26 protein-coding genes and 1 tRNA gene are annotated in these 24436 nt (G+C 72.8%); 10 read left to right on the forward strand and 17 right to left on the reverse strand.

Translation table 11 applies throughout. The annotated features are described in order from the left end of the window. Nucleotide 1: 1 nt before the first annotated feature. Entirely contained in the window at nt 2–1441 is a 1440-nt protein-coding gene (locus ACLQ21_RS14125) for an APC family permease (RefSeq protein ID WP_425664599.1), read from the reverse strand. 161 nt (nt 1442–1602) lie between these two features. Then, nucleotides 1603–1674 (reverse strand) — tRNA-Gln (locus ACLQ21_RS14130). 300 nt (nt 1675–1974) lie between these two features. On the opposite strand from ACLQ21_RS14130, the gene ACLQ21_RS14135 reads away from it, so the two are divergent. Further along, the gene (locus ACLQ21_RS14135; protein ID WP_425664600.1) at nt 1975–2538 is read left to right on the forward strand and encodes a DUF5655 domain-containing protein; all 564 of its coding nucleotides are present in this window, start codon (nt 1975–1977) and stop codon (nt 2536–2538) included. Here the strand turns inward: ACLQ21_RS14135 and ACLQ21_RS14140 are convergent. From ACLQ21_RS14140 to gltX, 4 genes are read right to left on the reverse strand one after another with little or no spacing between them, the layout of a single operon-like run. Beyond that, on the reverse strand, nt 2523–3383 hold the full coding sequence (locus tag ACLQ21_RS14140) for a helix-turn-helix domain-containing protein (protein WP_425664601.1): 861 nt from the start codon (nt 3381–3383) through the stop codon (nt 2523–2525). The genes ACLQ21_RS14135 and ACLQ21_RS14140 overlap by 16 nt on opposite strands. Next, nucleotides 3380–4144 (reverse strand): ABC transporter permease, encoded by a 765-nt coding sequence (locus tag ACLQ21_RS14145; protein ID WP_425664602.1) that lies wholly within the window; start codon nt 4142–4144, stop codon nt 3380–3382. Before ACLQ21_RS14145 ends, ACLQ21_RS14140 begins: the two co-directional genes overlap by 4 nt. Before the next feature lie 20 nt (nt 4145–4164). Continuing rightward, on the reverse strand, nt 4165–5076 hold the full coding sequence (locus ACLQ21_RS14150) for an NAD(P)/FAD-dependent oxidoreductase (RefSeq protein ID WP_425664603.1): 912 nt from the start codon (nt 5074–5076) through the stop codon (nt 4165–4167). Next, on the reverse strand, nt 5076–6566 hold the full coding sequence (gene gltX, locus ACLQ21_RS14155) for a glutamate--tRNA ligase (protein WP_425664604.1): 1491 nt from the start codon (nt 6564–6566) through the stop codon (nt 5076–5078). The genes ACLQ21_RS14150 and gltX overlap by 1 nt, the downstream gene beginning before the upstream one ends. A gap of 37 nt (nt 6567–6603) precedes the next feature. Here gltX and ACLQ21_RS14160 point away from each other — a divergent pair, with 37 nt between their 5' ends. Continuing rightward, entirely contained in the window at nt 6604–7299 is a 696-nt protein-coding gene (locus tag ACLQ21_RS14160) for a permease prefix domain 1-containing protein (RefSeq protein ID WP_425664605.1), read from the forward strand. Here ACLQ21_RS14160 and ACLQ21_RS14165 read toward each other — a convergent pair. The 5 genes from ACLQ21_RS14165 to ACLQ21_RS14185 form a co-directional block, all read right to left on the reverse strand. Next, on the reverse strand, nt 7268–7594 hold the full coding sequence (locus tag ACLQ21_RS14165; protein WP_425664606.1) for a PadR family transcriptional regulator: 327 nt from the start codon (nt 7592–7594) through the stop codon (nt 7268–7270). The genes ACLQ21_RS14160 and ACLQ21_RS14165 overlap by 32 nt on opposite strands. Before the next feature lie 133 nt (nt 7595–7727). Further along, complete coding sequence (locus ACLQ21_RS14170; RefSeq protein WP_425664607.1) at nt 7728–8303, reverse strand: DUF937 domain-containing protein; 576 nt, start codon at nt 8301–8303, stop codon at nt 7728–7730. 170 nt (nt 8304–8473) lie between these two features. Further along, the gene (locus ACLQ21_RS14175) at nt 8474–9250 is read right to left on the reverse strand and encodes a fumarylacetoacetate hydrolase family protein (RefSeq protein WP_425664608.1); all 777 of its coding nucleotides are present in this window, start codon (nt 9248–9250) and stop codon (nt 8474–8476) included. Next, nucleotides 9250–10338 carry a branched-chain amino acid aminotransferase gene (locus ACLQ21_RS14180; protein ID WP_425664609.1) on the reverse strand — a complete coding sequence of 363 codons (1089 nt, stop codon included), beginning with the start codon at nt 10336–10338 and terminating at the stop codon, nt 9250–9252. The genes ACLQ21_RS14175 and ACLQ21_RS14180 overlap by 1 nt, the downstream gene beginning before the upstream one ends. Continuing rightward, nucleotides 10335–11405 carry a 3-isopropylmalate dehydrogenase gene (locus ACLQ21_RS14185; protein WP_425664610.1) on the reverse strand — a complete coding sequence of 357 codons (1071 nt, stop codon included), beginning with the start codon at nt 11403–11405 and terminating at the stop codon, nt 10335–10337. The genes ACLQ21_RS14180 and ACLQ21_RS14185 overlap by 4 nt, the downstream gene beginning before the upstream one ends. 171 nt (nt 11406–11576) lie before the next feature. Between ACLQ21_RS14185 and ACLQ21_RS14190 the strand changes: the two genes are divergently transcribed. After that, nucleotides 11577–11834: a DUF6458 family protein gene (locus tag ACLQ21_RS14190; RefSeq protein WP_425664611.1), complete on the forward strand. Its 258-nt coding sequence runs from the start codon at nt 11577–11579 to the stop codon at nt 11832–11834. Between the two features lie 73 nt (nt 11835–11907). Here ACLQ21_RS14190 and ACLQ21_RS14195 read toward each other — a convergent pair whose 3' ends face one another. After that, nucleotides 11908–13449 carry an MFS transporter gene (locus ACLQ21_RS14195; protein ID WP_425664612.1) on the reverse strand — a complete coding sequence of 514 codons (1542 nt, stop codon included), beginning with the start codon at nt 13447–13449 and terminating at the stop codon, nt 11908–11910. A 100-nt stretch (nt 13450–13549) separates the two neighbouring features. Between ACLQ21_RS14195 and ACLQ21_RS14200 the strand changes: the two genes are divergently transcribed. Next, nucleotides 13550–14089 carry a TetR/AcrR family transcriptional regulator gene (locus ACLQ21_RS14200; RefSeq protein WP_425664613.1) on the forward strand — a complete coding sequence of 180 codons (540 nt, stop codon included), beginning with the start codon at nt 13550–13552 and terminating at the stop codon, nt 14087–14089. A 104-nt stretch (nt 14090–14193) separates the two neighbouring features. Then, on the forward strand, nt 14194–15390 hold the full coding sequence (locus tag ACLQ21_RS14205) for a sensor histidine kinase (RefSeq protein ID WP_425664614.1): 1197 nt from the start codon (nt 14194–14196) through the stop codon (nt 15388–15390). Nucleotides 15391–15402: 12 nt separating this feature from the next. On the opposite strand, the gene ACLQ21_RS14210 is transcribed toward ACLQ21_RS14205, so the two are convergent. Continuing rightward, nucleotides 15403–16128 (reverse strand): alpha/beta fold hydrolase, encoded by a 726-nt coding sequence (locus ACLQ21_RS14210; RefSeq protein WP_425664615.1) that lies wholly within the window; start codon nt 16126–16128, stop codon nt 15403–15405. A gap of 109 nt (nt 16129–16237) precedes the next feature. On the opposite strand from ACLQ21_RS14210, the gene ACLQ21_RS14215 reads away from it, so the two are divergent. Together ACLQ21_RS14215 and ACLQ21_RS14220 are read left to right on the forward strand one after the other, a co-directional pair. Next, the gene (locus tag ACLQ21_RS14215) at nt 16238–16915 is read left to right on the forward strand and encodes a hypothetical protein (protein WP_425664616.1); all 678 of its coding nucleotides are present in this window, start codon (nt 16238–16240) and stop codon (nt 16913–16915) included. After that, a complete protein-coding gene (locus tag ACLQ21_RS14220) occupies nt 16912–17679 on the forward strand; it encodes a hypothetical protein (protein WP_425664617.1) in 768 nt (255 codons plus the stop codon). The genes ACLQ21_RS14215 and ACLQ21_RS14220 overlap by 4 nt, the downstream gene beginning before the upstream one ends. Nucleotides 17680–17683: 4 nt before the next feature. On the opposite strand, the gene serA is transcribed toward ACLQ21_RS14220, so the two are convergent. After that, nucleotides 17684–19276 carry a phosphoglycerate dehydrogenase gene (gene serA / locus ACLQ21_RS14225; protein WP_425664618.1) on the reverse strand — a complete coding sequence of 531 codons (1593 nt, stop codon included), beginning with the start codon at nt 19274–19276 and terminating at the stop codon, nt 17684–17686. A gap of 162 nt (nt 19277–19438) precedes the next feature. Here serA and ACLQ21_RS14230 point away from each other — a divergent pair, with 162 nt between their 5' ends. After that, nucleotides 19439–19834 carry a DoxX family membrane protein gene (locus ACLQ21_RS14230; RefSeq protein ID WP_425664619.1) on the forward strand — a complete coding sequence of 132 codons (396 nt, stop codon included), beginning with the start codon at nt 19439–19441 and terminating at the stop codon, nt 19832–19834. A gap of 43 nt (nt 19835–19877) precedes the next feature. Here ACLQ21_RS14230 and ACLQ21_RS14235 read toward each other — a convergent pair whose 3' ends face one another. Together ACLQ21_RS14235 and ACLQ21_RS14240 are read right to left on the reverse strand one after the other, a co-directional pair. Further along, nucleotides 19878–20258 (reverse strand): hypothetical protein, encoded by a 381-nt coding sequence (locus ACLQ21_RS14235; RefSeq protein WP_425664620.1) that lies wholly within the window; start codon nt 20256–20258, stop codon nt 19878–19880. Further along, on the reverse strand, nt 20255–20656 hold the full coding sequence (locus ACLQ21_RS14240; protein WP_425664621.1) for a hypothetical protein: 402 nt from the start codon (nt 20654–20656) through the stop codon (nt 20255–20257). The genes ACLQ21_RS14235 and ACLQ21_RS14240 overlap by 4 nt, the downstream gene beginning before the upstream one ends. A gap of 116 nt (nt 20657–20772) precedes the next feature. On the opposite strand from ACLQ21_RS14240, the gene ACLQ21_RS14245 reads away from it, so the two are divergent. Beyond that, nucleotides 20773–22218, forward strand: a complete 1446-nt coding sequence (locus tag ACLQ21_RS14245) for a DUF222 domain-containing protein (RefSeq protein ID WP_425664622.1) — start codon at nt 20773–20775, stop codon at nt 22216–22218. A 5-nt stretch (nt 22219–22223) separates the two neighbouring features. Here the strand turns inward: ACLQ21_RS14245 and ACLQ21_RS14250 are convergent, their stop codons facing one another. After that, a complete protein-coding gene (locus tag ACLQ21_RS14250) occupies nt 22224–22829 on the reverse strand; it encodes a TetR family transcriptional regulator (RefSeq protein ID WP_425664623.1) in 606 nt (201 codons plus the stop codon). Between the two features lie 110 nt (nt 22830–22939). Between ACLQ21_RS14250 and ACLQ21_RS14255 the strand changes: the two genes are divergently transcribed. After that, nucleotides 22940–24433, forward strand: a complete 1494-nt coding sequence (locus ACLQ21_RS14255) for an MDR family MFS transporter (RefSeq protein ID WP_425664624.1) — start codon at nt 22940–22942, stop codon at nt 24431–24433. Nucleotides 24434–24436: the final 3 nt, after the last annotated feature.

The raw sequence follows: 24436 nt of genomic DNA on the forward strand, positions 1-24436 counted from the left end.
GTCAGTCGAGATCCTCCATGGTGAGGCGCGACCCGATCCGGTCGGCGAGCGCAGGCTTGGCGAGCACGATGACGAGACCGATGACGCACCACGCGCCCGCGATCCAAGGGAAGTAGGAGTAGGGCGCGACCTGGCCCGCGATCTGGATGACGTAGACGTAGACGAGGAACGCGACACCGAGGACGGGCACGACGGCCTCCCACTTCGGGATGCGCGAGCCGGGCCTGAAGGTGTGACGGATCACGCCCACGGAGCACATGGCATAGGCGACGACCATGCACAGCGTCGCGATGGTCGCGTACCAGTAGTAGGCATCGACGCTCGTGGCACCGAACATGCCGAGCACTACCGCGAGCACGACGGTGAGCACCACCACGAAGACGGTGCTGCGCACCGGCACGCCGGTCTTGGGACTCAGCTGTGCGAACGACGTCGGGCCGAAGCCGTCCCGCGCGAGCGCGAACAGCAGCCGAGAGGCCGCAGCGGTCGAGCTGAGCAGGGAGGCGAACGCGACGAGGAAGGCGAGCACAGAGATGAGCACCGCGAACCAGGGGCCGATGTACGTGGACGCGAGCGTCGTCAGCGTCGACGAGGCGCTCGCGAACGCCTCCACGCCCGCCGCGTCGGTGCCGAACCCGATGGTCTGCGCGAACATCACCAGCACGTAGATCGCACCCGCGATCACGACCGCGAGCAGCAGCGCGATCGGCACGACCCGCTTGGGGTTCCGGGTCTCCTCGCCGAGCGAGGTGCCCGACTCGAAGCCCGCCCAGGAGAGGAAGCCGAACACCGCCGCGGTCATGACTGCGCTGATCGGGGCGTCGCCCGGCAGCAGCACCGACAGGTCGACGCCGGTGGAGACGGGGGCGTCGCCGGCCGCCACGCGGCCGATGATCACGATCGACAGCACCACCATCGCGGCGATGCCGACGAAGCCGATGCCCAGCAGGGTGCGCGCCGTGACGGTGGACTCGCGGACGTTCAGGAGCAGGACGAACACCGCCACCACGACCGGCACGAGCATCCACGTCCACCCGGGCAGCACGACGCCGAGCTCGGTCATCATCGCCTCGAAGAAGACGGCGCACGCCCCCGCGATGCACGCGGCGAAGAAGAGGTAGGTGCCCAACAGCGCGAAGCCGCCGAAGAAGCCGGCACGAGGGCCGAGCGTCGCGCCGGCGAGCGCGTAGACCGAGCCGGCGTGGGTGATTGATCGCGTGAGCCGGATGAAGGCGTACGCCACGAGCATGGTGCCGATGAAGGAGACCACGAAGGTGAACGGCACCGAGGGGCCGACGAGCCCCGCGACACCGATGCCGTTGAGCGACATCGCCATGACCGGACCCATGAAGCCGACCGAGATGGCCACGACCTCCCAGAGGCGCAGGCTCCTGCGCGGCGTCGTCGTCGCGCCGCCTGGCGCATCCACCGTCGAAGTCATCGTGCAGACCTTTCCCTCGAACGTCGCCTTTGACGTTCAGCAGACGGCGAGCCGCCAATCGGACCAATGTGTAACGAACATTACACACGGGCCGAGGCTGGGACAACGCGACGCCGTCCGGGAACGCGAAGAAGCCCCCGCGTTGCGGGGGCTTCGAAGTGCTGGGGTACCTGGACTCGAACCAAGAACAAAGGTACCAGAAACCTCCGTGTTGCCAATTACACCATACCCCAAGGTCGCGCACCGAAGCACAGCGAGCCAAGAGTCGAGCATAGCGGACGGGGCGGCGGGGCGCCAATCGCGGCGGCGGGGTCGGGCCGCGCGACGCTGACTGCGGACCACTTGCACCGGTCTGCGGGTGCGCTTCGGTGCGACCCGCAGATCGGTACCGGGAGCTCAGGCCCGACGAGCACCGGGGGAACCCCCGCACCGATCTGCCGGTGCGGTTGCGCGGCACTCGCATCCCGGTATCGGAGGATGCGCGGTCAACTTCGTACAATCCCCCGCGATGGCGGGGCGCTACGGTCGCGAGCATGGACGTGGATGCTGCGACGCAATCGATGATCGACAACCTGCCCGCGAAGACCGGCAGGAGCCTGGACGAGTGGTTCGCTGTGCTCGACGTCGCCAAGCGCGACGACGCCAGCCTCGAGAAGCATGGCAAGACGATGGCGCTGCTCAAGGGCGAGCACGGGATGAGCCACGGCTTCGCCAACCTCGTGGCACTGCGGTACCGCGCGCGCGATGCGGGCCCGCAGACGCACGACGACCTGGTCGACGCGCAGTACGCGGGCGGCAAGGCCGCACTGCGGCCGATCCTCGACCGCTTGGTGGCCGAGGCGACGGCGCTCGGCGCCGACGTCGAGGTGGCGCCCAAGAAGACGAGCGTCTCGCTGCGCCGCCGCAAGCAGTTCGCCGTGGTCGAGGCAGCGAGTGCGAAGCGCGTGCAGCTCGGCATCAATCTCGCCGACGCGCCTGCCACCGAGCGGCTGCGGGCCGTCGGCGGCATGTGCACGCACCGCGTCGACCTGGCCGCGATCGACGACGTCGACGACGAGCTGCTCGGCTGGCTGCGCGAGGCCTACGCGCTCGCCTGATCCTCCGTGCGAAGCGGCGGAGCGGCAGGCAGCTGCTCGAGCGGCACGAAGTGGGCCGCATCCGACCCGTGCTCCGCGACCAGGCGGTGGTACTCGGCCGGCGTCCAGCCGCTGAACCGGCGGAACGCCCGGATGACGTGCGGCTGGTCGTAGTAGCCCGAGGCCACGGCGAGGTCTGCCCAGTCCGGCGGTCCACCCGCGGCGTGCACGCGGTCGACGAACCGGTGGAAGCGCAGCACCTGGGCATGCTGCTTCGGCGTCGTGCCGGTCGCGGCGCGGAAGCGCGCGATCAGGGTGCGCTGCGAGACGCCCAGCTCGGTGGCCAGGGACGCGACCGTGCGGTCGACGTCGGCCTCGATCGCACGGGCGGTCGCGGTGACCAGCGGATCCGGCGCCTGCACGAGCGAACCGAGCAGGAAGTCGGCCAGCATGCCGAGCATCGCGTGCGGCGATCGGGCGGCGCTTAGCCGCTCCACGAGCAGGTCGATGCCGTCGAGCAGCGCGCGCGCGTCCTGCACGGCTCCCGCGCTCGTCGCAGCACGGTCCGGCGCGAGCGCGTGCAGGCCGGCGGGTGTGAGCTCGACGCCCACGTGCCGGATGCGCGCGGGCGACTCGATCACCAGCCACTCGCGCTGCAGGCCCGAGACGAACGCATCCACCACCGCAGTGCTCGCGCCGGTGCGGTCGAACAAGCGGTACGGCTCCGAGAGGTTGACGATCAGGTGGATGCTCGGCAGCGGCAGGATCTTCTCGAAGCGCCGGACCGGGGCGGTGTCGAGGTGCCACAGGCGGGTCGCGACGGAGTCGAGCGCTGCCGGCGGCGGCACCTCCACGAAGGCAGTCACTGCCGCGTCGCGACCGTGCGCGTCGCGGCCCGGTGCGCCGTGAACGCGAGGGTCGACGCCGTCACCACGCCGGCCGCGAGGATGCTCGCGAGCACCACGAGCTGGAACCTCCCCGCCTCGATCGGCGAGAGGCCCGCGAACACGGCGCCGACGAACGCGCCGGGCAGCACGACGATGCCGGTCGTGCGCGTCTGGTCGATCGACGGCAGCAGCGCGGTGCGGACCGCATCCCGAGCGAGCGTCGCGATCGACTGCCGAGGCGTCGCGCCGAGGGCGAGCCAGCCCTCCACCTCGTCCCAGTGATCGCGGATGGACGCATGCAGCACGCGCTGCACCAGGATCGCCATCGTCATGGCGTTGCCGATCACGATGCCGCCGACCGCGAGCAGGTACTGCGGCGTGAGCTCGAGCGCTCCCGTGCCGAACACGACGAGCATCGCCACGGCCGGCCCAGCGGCGATCGCGGCGGCGAGCAGCGCCGGCGGCGCCGAGGCGCCCCTGCCCCGCCGCGCCGCGGTCGCGACGGCGGCGACGAGCATGACGACGAGGCCGAGCGCGATCCATCGCACATCCTGGATCAGCCCGGCCAGCACGACGCTGAGGAGCGCGAGCTGCACGGCTGCGCGCAGGATCGCGACGACCGCCTCCCACGGGGCCGCGACCCGGAACGTCCGCAGGCCGGCGAACGCCACCGCCGCGAGCAGCGCGATCGCGGCCGCGGTGCGCAGCCACAGCTCCGCATCCAGCGCTTGGAACCCCACTGCGGCCGCCTGCTCGGGCGTCAGCGCTCTCGCGCGATGAGGTCGCGGTTGATCACCGAGGCGGCGATCGTGCCGGCGCCAGCGGCCACCGCGAGCTGCCGGAAGCCGGGGGTGATGTCGCCGGCGGCGTAGATGCCCTCGACGGATGCGCGCTGCATCCGGTCGACGACGACCAGGCCGTCCTCATCGCGCTCGAGCCCGAGCGCATCGGCGAACTCGAGCTGCGGGTGCCACCAGGGCCGCACGAAGCCGCCGGTGCGGAGGCTTCGCTCTCCGTCCTCGAGCACGATCGCGCGCATGCCGTCGCGGTCTCCCTCGATCGCGGCGACGGGCGTGCGGACGAGCGCGACCCCGTGGTCGGCGAGCCGAGCCGCGCCCGCGTCGTCGACGGCATCCGACCCGTTCGTGAACACGGCGAGGTCGTCGGTGTGCCGGCGGATGACCATGGCGCGGTCGACGAGGTCGGGCGTCTCACCGATGAGCGCGAGCGCCTGGCCGCGCTTGTCGTAGCCGTCGCAGTCCATGCAGGAGTGGAGGCTCGTGCCGTACCAGGGGCGCACGTGCTGCGACGCGGGCAGCGTCTCGGAGAGCCCGGTCGCGATCAGGACCGCAGCGGCGCGCGTCTCGCTCTCGGCACGCGAACCGGGCTGCTCCGCCTGCACGGCGAAGCCGTCGTCGACGGCGACGATCTGCCGCACGAGGGTGCGCTCGTGCGTCACCGTCGGGTAGCGCAGCACCTCCTCGCGGCCGAGCGAGCGCATCTCGAGCGGCGAGATGCCGTCGCGGGTGATGTAGCCGTGCGACTGCAGCGTCGCCGCATGGCGCGGGCGGTTGGAGTCGAGCAGCGCCACCGTGCGCTGCTGGCGCGCGAGGTTGAGCGCTGCCGCGAGACCCGCCGGACCGGCGCCGATGACGACGACATCGACGTCCATCAGACGCTCGCGGCCAGCCGCTCGATGCGCGCGAGCACGGCCTCGCGGCCGAGCAGCTCCATCGACTCGAACAGCGGCGGCGAGATGCGGCGGCCCGTCACCGCGACGCGCAGCGGCGTGAACGCGAAGCGCGGCTTGATGCCGAGCCCGTCGACGAGCACGTCGCGCAGCACCTGCTCGATCGAGGCGGTGTCGAAGGTCTCGAGCTCGGCGAGCGCGCGGCGGGAGGCCTCGAGCACGGCGTGCGCGTCGTCGCTGAGCCCGGCCACCGCATCCTGGTCGTGACGGATGTCCTCGGTGTCGAGGAAGAGGAAGCCCAGCATGTCCTCGGCCTGGCCGAGCAGCTGCATGCGCTCCTGCACGAGCGGGGCGGCCTTGGCGAGCAGGGCGCGCTCCTCGTCGCTCGGCTTGCCGCCGAACACCCGGCCGAGGTAGGGCTCGAGCCGGGCGGCGAAGTCGTCGGCCGCGAGCATGCGCACGTGGTCGCCGTTGATCGACTCGGCCTTCTTGGGGTCGAAGCGCGAGGGGTTCGGGTTCACGTCGGCGACGTCGAACTCCGCGATGAGCTCGTCGCGCGAGAAGACGTCGCGGTCGTGCGCGATCGACCAGCCGAGCAGCGAGAGGTAGTTGAGCAGCCCCTCGGGGATGAAGCCGGCCTCGCGCAGCAGGAACAGGTTCGACTGCGGGTCGCGCTTCGAGAGCTTGCGGTTGCCCTCTCCCATGACGTACGGCATGTGCCCGAAGCGCGGGATCGCGGTCGCGACGCCGATGTCGGCGAGCGCCCGGTACAGCGCGATCTGGCGGGGCGTGGACGAGAGCAGGTCCTCGCCGCGCAGCACGTGCGTGACGCCCATCAGGGCGTCGTCGACGGGGTTCACGAACGTGTAGAGCGGCGCGCCGTTCGGGCGCACGACCACGAAGTCCGAGAACGAGCCGGCCGGGAAGGTGATCTCGCCGCGCACGAGGTCGTCGAACGAGAGGTCCTCGTCGGGCACGCGCAGGCGCAGGCTCGGCTGGCGGCCCGCGGCGCGGTGCGCCTCGCGTTCGGCCTCGGTGAGGTCGCGCTCGAAGTTGTCGTAGCCCTGGCGGGCGTCGCGGCCGGCCTCGTGGTTGCGGGCCTCGATCTCCTCGGCGGTCGCGAACGACTCGTAGAGGTGCCCTGCCTCGAGCAGCCGCTCGATGAGGTCCGCGTAGATCTCGCCGCGCTGCGACTGCCGGTAGGGCTCGTGCGGGCCGCCGGTCTCGACGCCCTCGTCCCAGTCGATGCCGAGCCAGCGCATCGCCTCGAGCAGCTGCTCGTACGACTCCTGGCTGTCGCGCGCGGTGTCGGTGTCCTCGATGCGGAACACCATCTTGCCGCCGTGGTGCCGCGCGTACGCCCAGTTGAACAGCGCCGTGCGGATGAGTCCGACGTGCGGGGTGCCGGTGGGCGACGGGCAGAAGCGGACGACGACGTCGCCGCCTGTGGCGGTCGAGAAGGGGACGCTCATGATGGCTTCCATCCTAGGCGTGGGACAATCGGCCACGATGCCCACCTCCGATCCCGTCGCCGACCTCGTCGTGCGACTCGAGCGCGCCGTCGTCGCACCGCGCGGCCACCGCCGCGACATCGTGCGCGAGATCGAGGGCGACCTGCGCGAGGCCGTCGCGGCGCGCACCGCGGCCGGCGTACCCGAGCCGGTCGCCGCATCCGCCGTCGTCGCCGAGTTCGGCGAGCCTGCCGCCATCGGCGCGGAGCTCTCGCACGAGCTGCTCGCCGACGTCGGCCGCCGCTACTCGCCCGTGTCGGCGGGGCTCGTCGGCGTGCTCATCGTCGCGTGGGTCGCCGGCATGACGACGATCGCCGGGCTGCCCGGCTTCCGCGTGCCGATGGACGCGGCGTGGATGCTGCCGGTCTCGCGGGCGCTCGACGTCGTCGCGCCGCTCGTGGCCGTCGCGGCCGCGGTCGGCGCCATCGCGATCCGTCGCGCAGGCTCGATGCCGGCGCTCGTCGCGGTGGCGAGCATGCAGCTCGCGCTGGCCGCGGTGCTCGTCGGCGGCGCGATCGCGCTCGCCGTCGCACTGCCCGTGCCGCCCGCGGGGGCGGCGATCGCGGTGTCGCTCGTGGCGCTCACCGTGGTGCTCGGCTCGGCCGTCGGCGTCGGCGCGGGCGCGCTGCTGCTGCGGTTCGCCGCCGTGCGCGCCGCCGCCGCTACGCCTGCGCGGGCCCGAGCACGCGGCTGATGATCGACGCCGTCGCCGTCCACTCGTCGCGCTCGGCCGCGAGCGCTGCGGTTCCGGCATCCGTCAGCCGGTAGACGCGCTTCGAGCGCCCCTCCGACGCCCACTCCCCCTCGATGAGGCCGCGCCGCTCGAGCCGCTTGAGCGCCGGGTAGACCGTGCCGCTGGGGAAGTCGAGCTGACCGCCGGACCGGTCCCGGATGCGCTCGATCGCGCCGTAGCCATGCACCGGTCCCTCGGAGAGCACCGACAGCAGCATCGCGTCGACGTGACCGCGGAGCGCGTCGTTGGAAGCCATGCCGTCAGTCTAGAGGAGCCTGCCTGCATATGCAGGCAGGCTCCACTCCGGTGTCGTCGAACTTCGCCGAGCCGCGGGGATCCGCCCCGGCTTCCCGGGGTTCGGGGAAGTTCGGCGTCAGCGGTTCAGCGGGTCAGCGGCGGCCGCCGCCGAGGAGGCCGCCGAGGATGTCGCCGAGGGGGCCGAGCGGACCACCGCCCGACTGCTGCTGGCCACCGCCCTGCGGGCTCGGAGCGCCGCCGCCCAGGATGCCGCCGAGCAGGTCGTCGAGGCCGAAGCCGCCCTGCTCGGGCGCCTGCGGCTGACCGCCCTGACCGCCCTGGCCCGAGAACTTGTTCGCGATCCATGCGATCACGATCGGCGCGACGATCGGCAGCACCTTCTGGATAATCCCGCCGAGCGCCGACCCGCCGCCGGCCGCACGGGCGATCTGCTCGGTGTTGTCGCCGAAGACGTTGCGCACGATCTTCTGCCCGTCGCCGGGGTCGATCGAGCCCGCGAGCCGCTCGTCGAGGTGCCCGGCGTGCGCGCCGAGCGCGCCGGCGAGCGACTGCGCTCCCGCAGTGTCGTGCGCGTTCGCCCGCATGCCGCCGACGAGCGCGGGAACGATCGCCTCGATCGCCTGCCTCGCCTCGTCCTCGCCGACGCCCGCCTGCTGTGCGATCTGCTGGACCGGCATGCGGCCGAGCAGCTGCTGGATCTCCGACATGGCTCCTCCTCCTCGGCGACCGATGCCGCCAGCGCCCCGATGCTAGGCGACGAGTCTGAAACTCCCCCGCCGAACGCCGAACTTCCCCGAACCGCGGGGTTCCGCGCCGAAAACCCGCGGTTCGGGGAAGTTCGATCGTCGGAGCGGCGGACGAGGGCGCCGGGGAGCCGTCAGGGCGCGACGGCCTGCGCGACCACCGGGTTGCGCAGCGTGCCGACGCCCGGCACCTCGACCTCGACCGTCTGGCCCGCGGCGAGCGGCCCGACGCCCTCCGGCGTGCCCATGAGCACGACGTCGCCCGGCAGCAGGGTCATGGATGCGGTGATCCACTCGAGCACGGTGGGCGCGTCGAAGATCCAGTCGCTCGAGACGCCGTCCTGCCGCACCTCGCCGTCGACCCGGGTGATGAGCCGCAGGTCGCTCCAGTCCGGCTCGGTCTCGATCGCGGGCCCGAGCGGGCAGAAGGTGTCGAAGCCCTTCGCGCGCGCCCACTGCGGCTCGCGCTGCTGCAGGTCGCGGGCGGTCACGTCGTTGGCGACGGTGACGCCGAACACCGCGTGCAGCGCGTTCGCCTTCGTCAGCCGGCGAGCGACGCGCCCGATGACGATGGCGATCTCGCCCTCGAAGTGCACGTCGCTCGACTCCGGCGGCAGCACGATCGCGTCGCCGGGGCCGATCACCGAGGTGTTCGGCTTGAGGAACACGAGCGGCTCGGCGGGCACCTCGTTGCCGAGCTCGGCCGCGTGCTTCGCGTAGTTGCGGCCGACGGCGACGACCTTCGAGCGGGGGATGACGGGCGCGAGCAAGCGCGCCTCGCCGAGCGGGATGCGCTCCCCCGTCGTGTCGAACCCGGCGACGATGGGGTCGCCGACCAGCACGACGAGCGCGTCCTCGTCGACCACGCCGTACCCGATCCGGTCGCCGTGCGCGAAGCGGGCGACGCGCATCAGCGGGCTCCCGTGAGCTGCACCATCCAGCCGTGCGGATCCTCCGCGCGGCCGTACTGGATGTCGGTGAGCGCCGCGCGGAGCGCGAGCGACACGGGGCCGGCGGGCGCGTCCGGGTCGCCGATCGTCTCGTCGGGGCTCCGCAGCGCCGCGATGGGCGTCACGACCGCGGCGGTGCCGCACGCGAACACCTCGGTGATCGAGCCGTCCGCGACGCCGTCGCGCCACTCGGCCAGGCTGACGGGGCGGCGCTCGACCGTGTGGCCCGCATCCTCTGCCAGCTGCAGCAGGGAGTTGCGCGTGACGCCGTCGAGGATCGACTCCGACTCCGGCGTGACGAGCGTGCCGTCGGCCTTGACGAGCACGATGTTCATGCCGCCGAGCTCCTCGAGGTCGGATCCCGCCTCGTTGAGGAAGAGCACCTGCGCGCAGCCGTTCGCGACCGCGATCTGCGTCGGCAGCAGGCTCGCGGCGTAGTTGCCGCCGCACTTGGCGGCACCCGTGCCGCCCTTGCCGGCCCGGTTGTACTCGCGCGAGAGCCAGATCGAGACCGGCTTGACGCCGCCCGCGAAGTAGGGCCCGGCGGGGCTCGCGATCACCATGAACCGCACGGTCTGGGCCGCGCGCACGCCGAGGAACACCTCGTTCGCGATCATGAACGGGCGCAGGTAGAGCGAGTCCTCGCCGCCGGTCGGCACCCAGGCCTCGTCGACCTTGACCAGGCGGCGGATGGCCTCGAGGAACAGCTCCTCGGGGATCTGCGGGAGCGCGAGCCGCGCGGCCGAGCGCTGCATGCGCTTCGCGTTCTGGTCGGGGCGGAACGTCCACACCGAGCCGTCGGCCCGGCGGTAGGCCTTCATCCCCTCGAAGATCTCCTGCCCGTAGTGCAGCACCGCCGAGGCGGGGTCCATCTGCAGCGGGCCGTACGGCTCGACGCGGGCGTCGTGCCAGCCGCCGTCCTCGGTCCAGTCGATCGAGACCATGTGGTCGGTGAAGTGCTTGCCGAAGCCGGGCTCGGCGAGCACGCGCGCGCGCTCGTCGTCGGCGATCGGCTGGGCGTTCCGCGTGAGGGTGAACTCGAGTGTCATGCCTGCTCCTTCGAGGTGCGGATGCGGTCGACGATGGCTGCGCCGATCTCACCGGTCGTGCGGCCGGTGGCGGCGCCCTGCTCGTCGCGGGCGTCGATGTCGGCGTCGACGGCGTCGCGGATGCGGCGGCCCGCGTCGGGGTGCCCGGAGTGCTCGAGCAGCAGCGCGGCCGAGAGGATCGCGGCGGTGGGGTCGGCGATGCCGCGGCCGGCGATGTCGGGCGCGGAGCCGTGCACCGGCTCGAACATGCTCGGGAAGGTGCGCGCGGGGTTGAGGTTGCCGGAGGCCGCCAGCCCGATGCCGCCGCCGACCGCGCCGGCGAGGTCGGTGAGGATGTCGCCGAACAGGTTGTCGGTGACGATCACGTCGAACCGGCTGGGACGGTCGACGAGGAAGATCGTGGCCGCGTCGACGTGCAGGTAGTCGACGGCCACCTCGGGGTGCTCCGCGCCCACCTGGTCGACGATCCGCTGCCACAGCGCGCCCGCGTGCACGAGCACGTTCTTCTTGTGCACGAGCGTGAGCCTGCGGCTGCGCTGCTCGGCGAGCTCGAAGGCGAACCGCACGACGCGCTCGACGCCGAAAGCGGTGTTGACGCTCGTCTCGTTCGCCACCTCGTGCGGCGTGCCGGTGCGCAACGAGCCGCCGTTGCCCACGTAGGGCCCCTCGGTGCCCTCGCGGACGACGACGAAGTCGATCTCGCCCGGGTCGCGCAGCGGGCTCGCGACCTTCGGGTGCAGCCGCGTCGGCCGCAGGTTGACGTGGTGGTCGAACGCGAAGCGCAGCCGCAGCAGCAGGCCGCGCTCGATGATGCCGCCCGCGAGCCGCTCGTCGGCCGGGTCGCCGCCGACGGCGCCGAGCAGGATGGCGTCGTGCTGCGCGAGCCGCTCGAGCGTGGCGTCGTCGAGGATCTCGCCGGTGGCGAGGTAGTGGGCGGCGCCTAGGTCGAACTCGGTCTCGACGAGCTCGACCCCGTCGAACGCGGCTCGCATGGCCCGCCTGGCCTCGAGCGTGACCTCGGGGCCGATGCCGTCTCCTGCGATGACCGCGAGGCGCAGCTGCTGCACTCTTCCTCCTTGGGGCGCACCGGGTGCGCGTCGGTGGGGCACCGCATCCGCGCGGGCCGCGAACCACAGCCTAGCCGCGCGGATGTTCGGATCCGCGTCCCAGGGACGACGCAGTACATTCGCCCCACAGGCCGCCTGCGTCCCGGGCGTCCGCAACGAACGGAGAGCACCTTGAGCATCGGCTTCGGCATCTTCCTCATGGCTGTCGGCGCGATCATCGCCTTCGCCGTCCCCGGGCTGTGGCAGGTCGAGGGCGCGAACTGGGAACTGATCGGCTGGATCGTGCTCGGTGCCGGCGCGCTCATCACGCTCCTCGGCATCATCATGGCCGCACGCTCGGGCCGCACCTCGCAGGTCTCGCGGACCGCGGTCGACCCCGACACCGGCACCCGCGTCGAGCGCACCGAGCGTCGCGACGACGTGCTCTGAACCGAGCGCCACGAGCCGAAGGGGCGCCACCGATCGAGGTGGCGCCCCTTCGTCGTGCGCGAGCCGGGGGCCGTCAGGCGCGACGCAGGGCGCGGAGCGCGACGACGATGGCAGCGGCCATGAGCGCCGCGCCGGTCAGCGCGGTGGCGAGGGCGCCCGCGTCGAAGGCCGCCTTGGCAGCCTCCGCGAGCGCCTCCCCGAGCGGTGCGGGCAGCCGCTCGGCCACGTCGAGCGCGCCGGCGAGCGTCTCGCGGGCCGCCGCGCCGTCGGCGGCACCCACGCCCGCCGGCAGCGCGAGCGACGAGCGGTAGACGGCGCTCACGACCCCGCCGAGCACGGCGGTGCCGAGCACCGCGCCGAGCTCGTAGGCGGTCTCGGACACGGCGCTCGCCGCGCCAGCGCGCTCCGGCGGGGCGGTGCTCACGACGATCTCGTTCGACAGCGTCTCCGCGGCGCCGACGCCCGCGCCGAGCAGGCCGTAGGCGATCGCGACGTGGAACGGCGACAGGGCGTCGCCGGCGAGTGCGACGACGAGGTAGCCGGCCATCGAGCTCGCGAGCCCGAGCGCGACGACGCGGTGCGCCGGCATGTGGCGCACGAGCGCGACCACGCCGAGACCGGTCGCCACCATCGCGATCGTGCCGGGCACGAGCAGCAGCGCCGCGTCGAGGGTCGAGAGCCCATCGACGAGCTGCAGGTGCTGCGTCAGGAAGAACAGCGCGCCGACGAGCGCCATCACGCTCAGCAGGTTGATGGCGATCGCGCCCGAGAACGCGGGGATGCGCAGCAGGTCGATGTCGAGCATCGGCGAGGCGGCCGCACGCATCCGTCGCACGAACGCCCAGCCGGCGGCGACGGCGAGGACCGCGAGCCCGAGCGCGACGAGGTCGAGCCCGTCGACGGCGAGGTGCTTGATGCCGGCCGCGAGCGCGCCGAGCGCCGCGATCGACAGCACGACGCCGATGGGGTCGAGCCTGCCCGGGTTCGGGTCGCGGCTCTCGCGCACGAGCAGCGGCGCGAGCACGAGCAGCGGCAGCAGCACGGGCACCGCCATGAGGAACACCGAGCCCCACGCGAAGTGCTCGAGCAGCAGCCCGCCGACCGTCGGGCCCACGGCGCTGCCGACCGAGAACGCGGTCGCCCAGACGGCGATCGCGAGCCGGCGGTCGCCGCGGTGCGGGAAGGTCGAGCGGATGAGCGAGAGCGTCGACGGCATCAGCATCGCGCCGAAGAAGCCGAGCGCGGCACGCGCGGCGATGAGCGCCGCCGCGGTGGGCGCGAAGGCGGCGAGCACCGAGACGAGCGCGAAGCCGGTCGCCCCGATGAGCAGCATCCGACGCCGGCCGAAGCGGTCGCCGAGGCCGCCCATGGCCACGAGCAGCCCCGCGAGCACGAGCGAGTACGCGTCGACGATCCAGAGCTGCTCGGCAGCGGTGGGCTCGAGGTCGAGCGCGATCTGCGGCAGCGCGAAGCCGAGCACGGTGTTGTCGATCGCGATGAGCAGCACCGGGAGCATGAGCACCGCGAGCGCCACCCACTCGCGACGCCCCGCGCGCCGCTCACTCGTGGCCTCGGTGCTCGCCTGGCCGAGGCCCTGCTGCTGCCGGATGTCCATGATCCCTCTCCGTCTCCGGTCGGCCCGATGCGGATGCACCAGAAGCCGACCGGATCACTGTACCGTCTGGACGGTTTGCTGGCAACGGTATGGTGGCCTCATGGCCCGCGACGCCCCCGGCACCGTTCGAGCGCAGCTGCTCGACGCCTACGAGACGCTGCTCATCGACGACGGCGAGCGCGCGGCGACCGTGCAGGCGGTGGCCGACCGCGCGGGCGTCTCGAAGGGCGGGCTGCTCTACCACTTCGGCTCGAAGGCCGACCTGGCGACCGGCCTCATCGAGCGGCTCCGTGACCTCGGTGCCGCCGACGTCGAGTCGCTGCGGGCCGCCGACGACATCGTCGAGACCTTCCTGCGCACCTCCGTCGCGTCGGGCTCACCGCTCGACCGCACGATGGTCGCCGTCATCCGGCTCGCCCAATCCCCCGCCGGTGCCGCAGCCCGAGCGGCGCTCCAGCGCCTCGACGACGACTACGTCGCGGCCATCGCCGAGCGGCTCGGCGACGCCGACCTCGCGCTCACGGTCGTGCTGCTCGCCGATGGCGTCTACCTGCGCTCGGCGCTGGGCGCGCTCGAGCCGACGCGGGCGGGCGAGGAGATCGAGCTGCTCCTCGGCGTCGCGCGCCGACTCGGGGCGTGAGCCGCGCGCGCCGCGCGCTCGGCGCATCCGCAGGTCTCGGCCGCCGCGCTGGATAGCCTGGCGCCAGGAGGCCCCGGATCGGGCCGCGGCAGAGGGAGTCGTGCGTGAGCACCATCGAGGACATCGCGCGCGGCGACGCCATCGCCGACATCACGCGCCGCGAGGCGATCGCCGAGTACCGCGTTGTCGGGCAACCGCCGGAGCCCGACCTCGAGGGCCTGGTGCAGCTCGCGGCGACCATCTGCGGCGTCTCGACCGCCGTCATCAACATCATCGACGACCGCAGCCAGCATCAGATCGCCGCGGTCGGCTTCGAGGCGAGCGTCTGCGCGCGCGAGGACTCGATGTGCGCGGTCGTGTTCCGCCACCCGGGCCACGTGGTGGTGCCGGATGCGCGGGAGGACGAGCGGTTCCGTGACAACCCGTTCGTCACCGGTGAGATCGCCGAGGTGCGCTTCTACGCGTCGAGCCCGCTCATCACCCCGGCCGGCGTGCCCATCGGCACGCTGTGCGTCTTCGACGAGCGGGTCGGCGACCTCGCCGAGCAGGACAGCCAGGCGCTCGCCCTGCTGGCGCGGCAGGTGATCGACGTGCTCGAGCTGCGGCGCATCACCCGCGAGCTGGGTCGCTCGAACGAGCAGCTCGCGCACTTCGCCGGGCAGGTGAGCCACGACCTGCGCAACCCGCTCACCGCGCTCGCCGGGTTCCTCGAGATCGCCGCCGACAGCCCGGAGCTCGCCGACGCGCCCGTCGCCGCGCACGCGCTCGAGCGGGCGGAGGCCGCCGCGGCGCGCATGGGCGCGCTCGTCGCCGACCTGCTCGACTTCGCGCGCGTCGGCGGGCAGCCGCGGCGCGGCGTCGTCGACCTGGCCGCGCTCGTGCGCGACGTCATCGACGACCTCGACGTGCCCATCCGCACCTCGGGCGCCGTCGTCTCGGTCGGTGCGCTGCCCACGATCAGCGGGGATGCGACGCAGCTGCGCGCGCTGCTGCAGAACCTGCTCGCGAACGCGATCAAGTTCAGCGCCGCGAGCGGTGCGGCGCCCACGATCGAGGTGCGGGCGGACGCACTGACCGGCGGATGGCGCCTCACGGTCGACGACGACGGCCCCGGGGTGCCGGTCGAGCAGCGCGAGCGCGTGTTCGGGCTGCTCGAGCGGGGCGACGGTCCGGAGGTCGACGGGCTCGGCATCGGGCTCTCGACGTGCCGGCGCATCGTCGAGGCCCACGGCGGGCGGATCGGCATCGAGGAGTCGCCGCTCGGCGGGGCGAGCGTCTGGGTGGTGCTGCCCGAGCGCTGAGGCGCCGCGGCGTCAGCGCCGGGCTGCGCGGGCGGCGACGTCGATGATGGCGGCGAGCTCGATGGGCTTCGACCACATCGGCCAGTGGCCGGTGGGCAGGTCGACCATCGTCAGCGCGCGATGCTCGAGCACGCCTGCGAGGAACGAGGCGCCCTCCTTCGCGTAGGAGCGGTAGTCGGCCGCCGAGTATGCCGTGCACACGATCGTCGCAGGCACGTCGAGACGCCGGTCGTCGCTGAGCCGGGCGGCGTCGCGCACGGCGCCCGCGGGCTCCGGCACGGCGCGGCTGCGGAATTCGTCGAGCTGCGCCTGCGTGAGGTCGCGCATGGAGCCCTGCTCCATCTCGTCGTCCCACTGCGTCTCGAGCGGCAGCGCATCCCCCTCGAACGACGCGTCCATCGCGGCGCCGTCGACGACGGGCGCGGTGTCGACCCAGACGGATGCGGCGACGCGGTCGACGTTGCGGTCGATGGCCACGGTCGCGGGGATCGCCGCTCCGCTGTGGGCGACGAGCACGACCGGGCCGTCGCCGCCCCGGATCGCCGCCTCGATCGCGGCCACCTGGTCCTCGAGCGAGACGTCGCCGGGCGAGCCGTGGTCGGTCTCGAGCCCCGGCAGCGTGAGCGCGACGACGTCGTCGCCCTGGGCGCGCAGCAGCGCCGCGACCTCGTCCCAGGCCCATGCGCCCAGCCAGAAGCCGGGGACGAGGATGATGCGGGCGGGGCTGCTGGTGTCCATGCGGCCGACGCTAGCCGCGGGGACCGACAGCGCGCCAGATGGCCTCTGCCGCACCGGACCGGACCGGCGTAGCGTGGGAGGGCTCGAAGGGGGTCACCCCATGATGTGGATGAGATCCATCGCCGTGCTCGCGCTGCTGCTCGTGACGGGATGCGGCGGCTCCCCACCGGTCCCCACGGAGTCGTCTTCGGCATCCGCCGACCCGGTCGAGTCGAGCGCGGCGGCGACCGGTTCGCCCGAACCGTCGTCGACGACCTTCGGCGCACCGACCACCGAGACGATCGACACGGCCGATTGGGTCGAGTACACCTCGGAGCGCTATGGGTTCAGGATCGGGCACCCGCCCGACTGGAGCGTCTCGCCCTCGCAGCGCACGTGGACGATGGCCGACTCCACCCAGTTCGACAACGACGCGCAGGAGCGGTTCCTCGCCCCCGATGAGGACGTCCTCGTCACCGCATGGGCCACCCCCTACCCCGGGGAGGCGACGCCCGTGGCGCTCCAGGCGTGGGTCGAGCGGTACTGCGTCGAGTCGGGCAACGTCCGTTGCGCGACGATCGGCGATCGCGCAGTGCGCCTCTGCCATGAGCAGCGCGATTGCCATCCCGGCCTGCTGGTGCCCTTCGAGTCCGACGTCCAGGCCTTCTTCACCGGCGGCCAGCATGACGGCGGGATGATCGCCGTCGCCGTGTGGCGGCCTGGGGACTGGCAGGTCGAAGGCTACGGAACCGCGCGCGACCTCCTCGACGGGTTCCTGTCGACGATGGACGTCCGGCCCCAGCCATGACGGCTGCACGGACCGCCGCCCTGCTCCTGATGGTGCTGCTTGCGGGCTGCAGCGCCACGGCACCCGCCGAGACCGAGACGCCGGCAGCGTCCACCGGACCGACTGCATCCCCCACACCCACCGCATCCTTCACCCCGCCGACGCCGACACCGATCGAGGCCCTCGACACGAGCGGATGGGTCACCTACGTCTCGGAGCGCTACGGCTTCGCGATCGGCCACCCGCCCGACTGGGCCGTGGAGCCGTCGCAGCGCGACTGGACGATGGCGGAGGACGCCGAGCGGGTCGACAGCCCCGGTCATGAGGCGTTCACATCGCCCGAGGGCGACATCCGGGTGAGCGTGTGGTCGGCGCCCCGCAACGGGGACGAATCGCTGACGACCGTGCTCGCCTGGGTCGACCGATACTGCCAGGAGTCCCAGAACCGTCCGTGCACCGACATCGGCAGCCGTGCGCTCGAGCTGTGCATCGAGCGATGGGACTGCCACCCCGGGCTGCTCGTGGTCTTCGCCCAGGACGTCCAGGGGTTCGCGACGGGTGGCTACTTCGGCCTGGACATCACCGTTGTGGCCGTCTGGCGCGAGGAGTCCGACGGACCGCTCCCCGGCTACGGCACCCCGCGGGCGCTCGCCGAGGCGTTCCTGTCGACGATGGACGTGTGCACGCCGCGGACCGACGACCCCATCGGGGCGAGGGGCTGTCCGTGGGACACGCCCAGAGCCGGGCTCGCGACCGGCGACCCGCTCGTCGCCGTGCGCGAATAGCGCCTCAGAGCGCGCGGATGCCGATCTGCCGGATGGTGGTCGCCTCGATCGCGGTGCCGACCTGCTCGAGCAGCTGCTCGGGCGCCGCCTGGTCGATCGTGATGATCGACAGCGCGTCACCGCCGGCCGACCTGCGGGCGATCTGCATGCCGGCGATGTTGATCTGCGCCTCGCCGAACGCGGCGCCGTAGGCCGCGACGATGCCGGGCCGGTCCGCGTACTCCATGACGACGAAGTGGTCGGCCATCGGCACCTCGACCGACTGGCCGTTGACGCCGACGATCTTCTCGACCTGCTTCGGCCCGGTGAGCGTGCCCTCGACGCTCACCCGGCGACCGTCGCTCATCGCGGCGACGATCTCGATGACGTTGCGGTACTCCTCGCTGCGCTCGTCGGCCGTCAGCGCACTCGTGACGCCGCGCGACTCCGCGATCACCGGCGCGTTCACGAACGTGACCTGCTCGCTCACGATCGACGAGAAGAAGCCCTTGAGCGCCGCGAGCCGAAGCACCTTGACGTCGTAGGCGGCGAGCTCGCCATGCACGGCGACGTCGACGGCCTCGACCGGACCGGCGGCGAGGCCCGCAGCGAACTGGCCCAGGCGCTCGGCGAGCGGAATGCCGGGACGCACGTACTCGTCGATGATCCCGCCCGCGACGTTCACCGCATCCGGCACCAGGTCGCCCGACAGCGCGAGCCGCACCGAGCGCGCGACGGCGACGCCGGCCTTCTCCTGCGCCTCGTCGGTCGAGGCGCCGAGGTGCGGCGTGACCTGGATGTTCGGGGCGCTCGTGAGCGCGTCGTCCTTCGGCGGCTCGGAGACGAAGACGTCGATGCCCGCGCCGGCGATCGTGCCGTCGCGCAGCGCTTGCGCGAGCGCGGCCTCGTCGATGATGCCGCCGCGCGACGCGTTGACGATGCGCAGGCTGGGCTTCGCGAGCGCGAACTGCGCGGCGCCGATGAGGCCGACCGTCTCGGGCGTGCGCGGGATGTGGATCGTGATGAAGTCGCTCTCGGCCATGAGCTCGTCGAGCGAGCGCAGCTCGACGCCGAGCTGCGCGGCGCGGGCGGGGCTCACGAACGGGTCGAACGCGATGAGCTTGGTGCCGAACGCGGCGAGGCGCTCGGCGACGAGCACGCCGATGCGGCCGAGGCCCACGATGCCGACCGTCTTCTCGTACAGCTCGACGCCCGTGTAGGCGCTGCGCTTCCACTCGCCGCGCTTGAGCGACGCATCCGCCGCAGGGATGTGGCGAGCGAGGCCCAGCAGGTGCGCGATCGCGAGCTCGGCGGCCGAGACGATGTTCGAGGTCGGGGCGTTGACGACCATGACGCCGGCCGCGGTGGCCGCGGGGATCTCGACGTTGTCGAGGCCCACGCCCGCCCGCGCGATGACCTTCAGCTGCGGCGCGTGCGCGATCGCCTCGGCGTCGAGCTGCGTCGCGCTGCGCACCAGCACGGCGGATGCGTCGGCGAGGGCCGAGAAGAGCGCCTCGCGGTCGGTGCCGTCGACGTGACGGATGTCGAAGTCGGGCCCGAGGGCGTCGACGGTGGCGGCCGAGAGCTCCTCGGCGATCAGGACGACGGGCTTGGACATGCGGACTCCTTGCGCGGTGCGGTGGGTGGCAGCACCTCGTCGTGCCGCGACCAGCGTACCGAGCGACGCGTGCTCGTCCTGTCGCGGGCGTCACCCCGGGCAACATGCGCGCTGAGGCGTCACCGTCGGTCGCCGGTGCCGAGGTGCGGGAGGATGGAGGGGATGGACGCCTTCGCAATCGCGCAGCTCGTGCTGCGCATCATCCTCGCCTTTGTCTTCGTCGGGATGGGCGCGGCCCACTTCGTCCCGCGCGTGCGGCGGACGATGGCCGCGATGATCCCCGCCTCGCTCGCCGGCCCCGAGCGCCGCTGGGCGCCCACACTCGTCGTCGTCTCCGGCATCGCCGAGATCCTCGGCGGGATCGGACTGCTCGCACCCTGGTGGGGCGTGCGCTTCGCGGCCGCGCTCGCGCTCATCGCGCTCCTCATCGCCGTCTTCCCCGCGAACGCGCAGGCGGCGCGGGAGCCGGAGCGCTTCGGCGCCGCCGCGGTGCCGCTCGTGCCGCGTGCGATCGGTCAGGCCGTGCTCGGCCTGCTGCTGCTCGTCAGCGTCATCTGAGGCGCAGCGTGATCTGAGGCGCGGCGTGATCTGACGCGCGGCGTCAGCCGCCCAGCGCCGTCACGGCGATCTGCCGCGCGAGCTGCTCGGCGAGCAGGCTTTGCTGCGCGCTCACCGCGATCGCGACCAGCAGCACGCCCGCCTTCGCCACCAGCCGCATCCGTCGCCCGATCCACAGCGCGGCGGCGAACAGGAGCACGGGCAGGGCGACCTGCGCGATCAGCAGCCACCACGGGATCGATGCCTCGATGCCGGCACCGACGTAGAGCAGCGGCAGCTGCTGCAGGTTCGTGACCGCCTCGACCGTGTCGTAGCCGAAGGCGAGCGCGAACAGCAGCGCCACGATCCACGCGTCGCCCGGGCGCTCCTCGCGCGGTGCCCGTGCGGCGCTCGCGCCGCCGTCGGCGCGCATCTCGGCGCTCATGCCAGCACTCCGGCGACGAGCGGCCACGGTGCCGTCACGACGAGGCCGACGATCCACAGCGGCACGCGGCGGCGTCGCGGCGCGAGCCGGTCGACGAGGAACCACCACAGCAGCGGCGCGATCGCCGCGAGCAGCTCGCCGAGCTGGTACATCGCCAGGCCCAGCAGGCTCGGCTGCTGCACGGGGTTCGCCACGATGATGACGACCCAACCGGCGGTCGCGGCGACGGCGAGCGCGAGCAGCAACCAGCCGACGGGGCCACGGCGGCGCGAGGCGCGCGGGACGACCACGGCGGATGCGTCGGGCTGGGCTTCCGGAGCACCCTCATGGTCGCCGACGGCGAGGCCGTCGACCTCGTCGTCGCCCTCCCAGCGGAGGGCATCCTCGTCACGGCTCACTCGATCAAGCCTAGCCGGGGGGCGCGCGCCGTGCCTCGGTCGGGCCCCCGGAGACGGGTTCTCGAGGTTGTCCACAGGCCCCGTTCCGTGTCAGTGGCCCGTGGGAGAGTGCCTGCATGTCGACGAAGACACTGGCAGCCAGGAGGGTCCCGGTCGGGGTCGTGCCGGTGCCGCTGGATCCGGCGGTGCTCGAGGGTCCGCTGTGGTTGCGCGGGCCGCGGCCGGGCGAGGCGGTGGTAGCGACGGCCGCGGGCGGCGAGCTCGAGACGGTCGCGCCGGTCGAGCCGCTGGCGCCGGTCGAGGGCGTGCGTGCGTCGGCGATGCGGGCGGTGGTCGACGTCGATGCGGCGATCGCGTCGATGCAGGCGATCCGGACGCACCTGCTCGCCGGGCTCGGCCGGCTCGCGATCGACGAGGCCGCCGAGGCGCGCCTCGACCCCGGCATCGCGATGCGCGATCTCGCGAACGAGCTGGCGCTGCAGCAGCGGCGCAGCGACCGCACCGTCGAGGCCGAGGTCGGCCAGGCGATGGACACCGTCGAGCGCTGGCCCGCGACGCTGCGCGCGTGGGGCGAGGCCGCGATCGGCCGCGGCCACCTCATGGTGATCGCCGAGATCGGCGCACCGCTCAAGAGCCCCGAGGCGCGGGCCGCGTTCGAGGCGGCGCTCCTGCCCCACGCGAAGACCACGACGCCCGGCCGGTTGCGGGCGATCGCCCGCCGGCAGCTCGAGGCGCTGCTTGAGCAGCCGCTGACGGAGCGGCACCGCGCCGCCCGCGACGAGCGGGAGGTGACCGTCACCGACCTCGGCGACGGCATGTCGATCCTCCGCGCGCTCGTCCCCACCGTGCTCGCCCACGGCATCCTCGACCGGGTCACGCAGATGGCCCGCGCGGGCGCCGCCGCCGACCCCGACGATCCGCGCACCATCGACCAGCGGCGCGCGGACGCGCTCTGCGACCTCGCCCTCACCGGCGAACCCACCGACCAGGCGCTGCGCGGCCTCCGCGCCCAGGTCAGCATCGTCATCCCCGCCACCGTCCTCCTCGGCGACGACGACGGCAGCGACCCGGCCCGCTTGCGGACCGGGCAGCTGGTCGACCCGGCCACGGCCCGCTTCCTCGCCGGGGTGACGAAGCTCTGGAGTCGGGTGTTCACCGACCCGGTCAAGGGGCACGTGGTCGCGGTCGACGGGTACCGGGTGCCGCGGAAGCTCGGACGGCTGCTGCGCGAGCGCGACCAGCGCTGCCGATGGCCGGGCTGCACCGCCAAGGCGGAGCACGCCGACCTCGACCACACCATTCCCTGGGCCGACGGCGGCACCACGTCGCTCGGCAACCTCGCCCACCTCTGCCGCCGACATCACATGCTCAAGGGCGCCATCCTCGCCGGCGGCAGGCACTGGACCGTCCGCCAGCTCGGCCACGGGGTGCTCGAGTGGACCTCCCCCGACGGGCGGGTCTACGTCGACGAACCCGAGCCGGTCGGGCCACGGTTCACCGAGAGCTACAGCGAATGGCTCTGGAAGGGCGTGATCGGGCCACTGCCCGAAACCCCCTTCTGAACCGCTCAGCCGACGATGACCCGCAGGTCCGCGGCGCACTCACGGAACACGTCAGCAGGCTCCAGCTCCTCGCCCTGCATCGCGAGCTCGCCCCAGCGCTGCCACGCGGTGCGCCAGGTGACGACCGCGATCTCGGCGACCAGACGGGCGCGAGTCGTCGGCCACTCGGGCAGCCGGGCGGCCAAGCGGTCATGGAGCGCCTCGACGAGCAGCAGCTCCTGCCCGGCGGCGACCGCCTGCAGCGCCGGCTCCGCGGCGAGCAGCCGGGTGATGCGCCGGTGCTCCTCGAGCCGACCGGCGCGCTCCTCCTCCATCGCCGCGATGGCCATCCGTTCGATGGCCCGCAGCACGTCGCCCGGCCCGTCGGCGTCGATCTCGAGTCCTTCGAAGGCACGCAGGAGGCGGCGCTGTCCTGGCAGTGCCGCCTGCTCCTTGCTCGCGAAGTAGCGGAAGAAGGTGCGGTGCGAGATGCCGGCCCGATCCGCGATCTGCTGCACCGTCGTCGCCTGGAGACCCTGCTCCTCGAACAGCGAGAGCGCTGCCTCGTGGATCTCGAGCTGCGTGTCGAGCCGCCGCCGCTCACGCAAGCCCGCCGGCACGTCCCCGTCCATCCGCCAATCCTCACACGCGATCGGTCCCCCACGCTCGCCAGATGACAACTTACGCCAAAGTGGCACACTGTGACATGATCGACCGTTCCCTAGAGCGAGAGAGATCACCTATGACGCACCCCCACCCGACCGTCGACGAGCTCGGCGTCGACAACCTCGACGGCAACGAGGTGACCGGCGACCCCGAGCGGGTCGCGCCCCGCCGCGTCGGTCTGACCATCGGCATCCTGGTGGTGTCGGCCTTCATGATGATCCTCAACGAGACGGTGCTGAGCGTCGCGCTGCCGCCGATCATGGCCGACTTCGGCATCACCGCCGAGCACGGTCAGTGGTTCACGACCGGCTTCCTGCTGACGATGGCCGTCGTCATCCCCACGACGGGCTTCCTCATCCAGCGCTTCACGACCCGCGCCCTGTTCGGCGCCGCGCTCGCGCTCTTCGCGCTCGGATCGCTGCTGGCGGCGCTCGCACCCGGCTTCGAGCTGCTGCTGCTCGGCCGCATCGTGCAGGCCGGCGGCACCGCCATCATCCTGCCGCTGCTCATGACCACGACGCTCACGTCGGTGCCGCCGCAGCACCGCGGCACGATGCTGGGCCTCACCTCGGTCGTGATCTCGGTCGCCCCCGCGATCGGCCCGACCGTCTCGGGCATCGTCGTCGACTCCTGGAGCTGGCACACCCTGTTCTGGATCATGGGCGCAGCCGCAGTGGTCGCACTCGTCGTCGGGCTCCCCGCGATCCGCACCGGCGGCGAGACTCGCAGGGTGCCGCTCGACCTGCTGTCGGTCCTGCTCTCCCTCGTCGCGTTCGGCGGCATCGTCTACGGCCTCGCGACCGCGGGCGCGACGCTGCGGGGCGACTGGACCGGGCCCGTCGCCCTCGGCATCGGCCTCGTCGTGCTGGTCGCGTTCGCGACGCGGCAGGTGCGGCTGCAGCGCCGGAGCGACGGCGCGCTGCTCGACCTGCGCCCATTCCGGGTGCGCGACTTCTCGGTCTCGGTCGTCGTCGTGATGATGGCGATGGCGACGATGCTCGGCACCGTCATCGTGCTGCCGATCCACCTGCAGAGCGCGATGGGCCTCAGCGTGCTCACCACGGGCCTCGTCATGCTTCCCGGCGGACTCGTGCAGGGCATCCTCTCCCCCTTCGTCGGCCGCATCAGCGACAAGGTGGGGCCGCGCCCGCTCGTCATCCCCGGCGCGGTGCTGCTCGCGGGCGGTCAGTGGTGGTCGAGCACCATCACGGCGACGACCGACCTCGCCGTGGTCATCGCGATGAACGTCACTTTCTGCGTCGGCATGGCGCTCATCATGACGCCGCTCATGTCCGCGGCGCTCGGCGGACTCGAGCCGCGCTTCTACGGCCACGGCAGCGCGGTCATGAACACGCTCCAGCAGCTCGCGGGCGCCGCGGGCACCGCCGTGCTCGTCGCGGCGATGGGCATCGGCGTCGCGGCGGCCGCCTCGAGCGGCCTCGCCCCCGCCGACGCCCAGTCGAGCGGCACGCAGCTCGCGTTCACGGTCGGCGGCGTGCTCGGCGTCGTCGCGATCATCGCCGCACCCTTCGTGCGGGGTGCGAAGCGCACGTCCGTCGTCGCGGCGTAGTCC

The sequence above is a fragment of the Agrococcus sp. DT81.2 genome (genome assembly GCF_049844935.1).
GTDB lineage: Bacteria > Actinomycetota > Actinomycetes > Actinomycetales > Microbacteriaceae > Agrococcus.

What these genes read in the sequence shown, in the direction of transcription:
- ACLQ21_RS14125 (WP_425664599.1), bottom strand. Translation starts at nt 1,441, where the DNA reads ATGACTTCGACGGTGGATGCGCCAGGCGGCGCGACGACGACGCCGCGC.
- ACLQ21_RS14135 (WP_425664600.1), top strand. Translation starts at nt 1,975, where the DNA reads ATGGACGTGGATGCTGCGACGCAATCGATGATCGACAACCTGCCCGCG.
- ACLQ21_RS14150 (WP_425664603.1), bottom strand. Translation starts at nt 5,076, where the DNA reads ATGGACGTCGATGTCGTCGTCATCGGCGCCGGTCCGGCGGGTCTCGCG.
- gltX (WP_425664604.1), bottom strand. Translation starts at nt 6,566, where the DNA reads ATGAGCGTCCCCTTCTCGACCGCCACAGGCGGCGACGTCGTCGTCCGC.
- ACLQ21_RS14160 (WP_425664605.1), top strand. Translation starts at nt 6,604, where the DNA reads ATGCCCACCTCCGATCCCGTCGCCGACCTCGTCGTGCGACTCGAGCGC.
- ACLQ21_RS14165 (WP_425664606.1), bottom strand. Translation starts at nt 7,594, where the DNA reads ATGGCTTCCAACGACGCGCTCCGCGGTCACGTCGACGCGATGCTGCTG.
- ACLQ21_RS14170 (WP_425664607.1), bottom strand. Translation starts at nt 8,303, where the DNA reads ATGTCGGAGATCCAGCAGCTGCTCGGCCGCATGCCGGTCCAGCAGATC.
- ACLQ21_RS14175 (WP_425664608.1), bottom strand. Translation starts at nt 9,250, where the DNA reads ATGCGCGTCGCCCGCTTCGCGCACGGCGACCGGATCGGGTACGGCGTG.
- ACLQ21_RS14180 (WP_425664609.1), bottom strand. Translation starts at nt 10,338, where the DNA reads ATGACACTCGAGTTCACCCTCACGCGGAACGCCCAGCCGATCGCCGAC.
- ACLQ21_RS14195 (WP_425664612.1), bottom strand. Translation starts at nt 13,449, where the DNA reads ATGGACATCCGGCAGCAGCAGGGCCTCGGCCAGGCGAGCACCGAGGCC.
- ACLQ21_RS14200 (WP_425664613.1), top strand. Translation starts at nt 13,550, where the DNA reads ATGGCCCGCGACGCCCCCGGCACCGTTCGAGCGCAGCTGCTCGACGCC.
- ACLQ21_RS14210 (WP_425664615.1), bottom strand. Translation starts at nt 16,128, where the DNA reads ATGGACACCAGCAGCCCCGCCCGCATCATCCTCGTCCCCGGCTTCTGG.
- ACLQ21_RS14215 (WP_425664616.1), top strand. Translation starts at nt 16,238, where the DNA reads ATGAGATCCATCGCCGTGCTCGCGCTGCTGCTCGTGACGGGATGCGGC.
- ACLQ21_RS14220 (WP_425664617.1), top strand. Translation starts at nt 16,912, where the DNA reads ATGACGGCTGCACGGACCGCCGCCCTGCTCCTGATGGTGCTGCTTGCG.
- serA (WP_425664618.1), bottom strand. Translation starts at nt 19,276, where the DNA reads ATGTCCAAGCCCGTCGTCCTGATCGCCGAGGAGCTCTCGGCCGCCACC.
- ACLQ21_RS14230 (WP_425664619.1), top strand. Translation starts at nt 19,439, where the DNA reads ATGGACGCCTTCGCAATCGCGCAGCTCGTGCTGCGCATCATCCTCGCC.
- ACLQ21_RS14235 (WP_425664620.1), bottom strand. Translation starts at nt 20,258, where the DNA reads ATGAGCGCCGAGATGCGCGCCGACGGCGGCGCGAGCGCCGCACGGGCA.
- ACLQ21_RS14245 (WP_425664622.1), top strand. Translation starts at nt 20,773, where the DNA reads ATGTCGACGAAGACACTGGCAGCCAGGAGGGTCCCGGTCGGGGTCGTG.
- ACLQ21_RS14250 (WP_425664623.1), bottom strand. Translation starts at nt 22,829, where the DNA reads ATGGACGGGGACGTGCCGGCGGGCTTGCGTGAGCGGCGGCGGCTCGAC.
- ACLQ21_RS14255 (WP_425664624.1), top strand. Translation starts at nt 22,940, where the DNA reads ATGACGCACCCCCACCCGACCGTCGACGAGCTCGGCGTCGACAACCTC.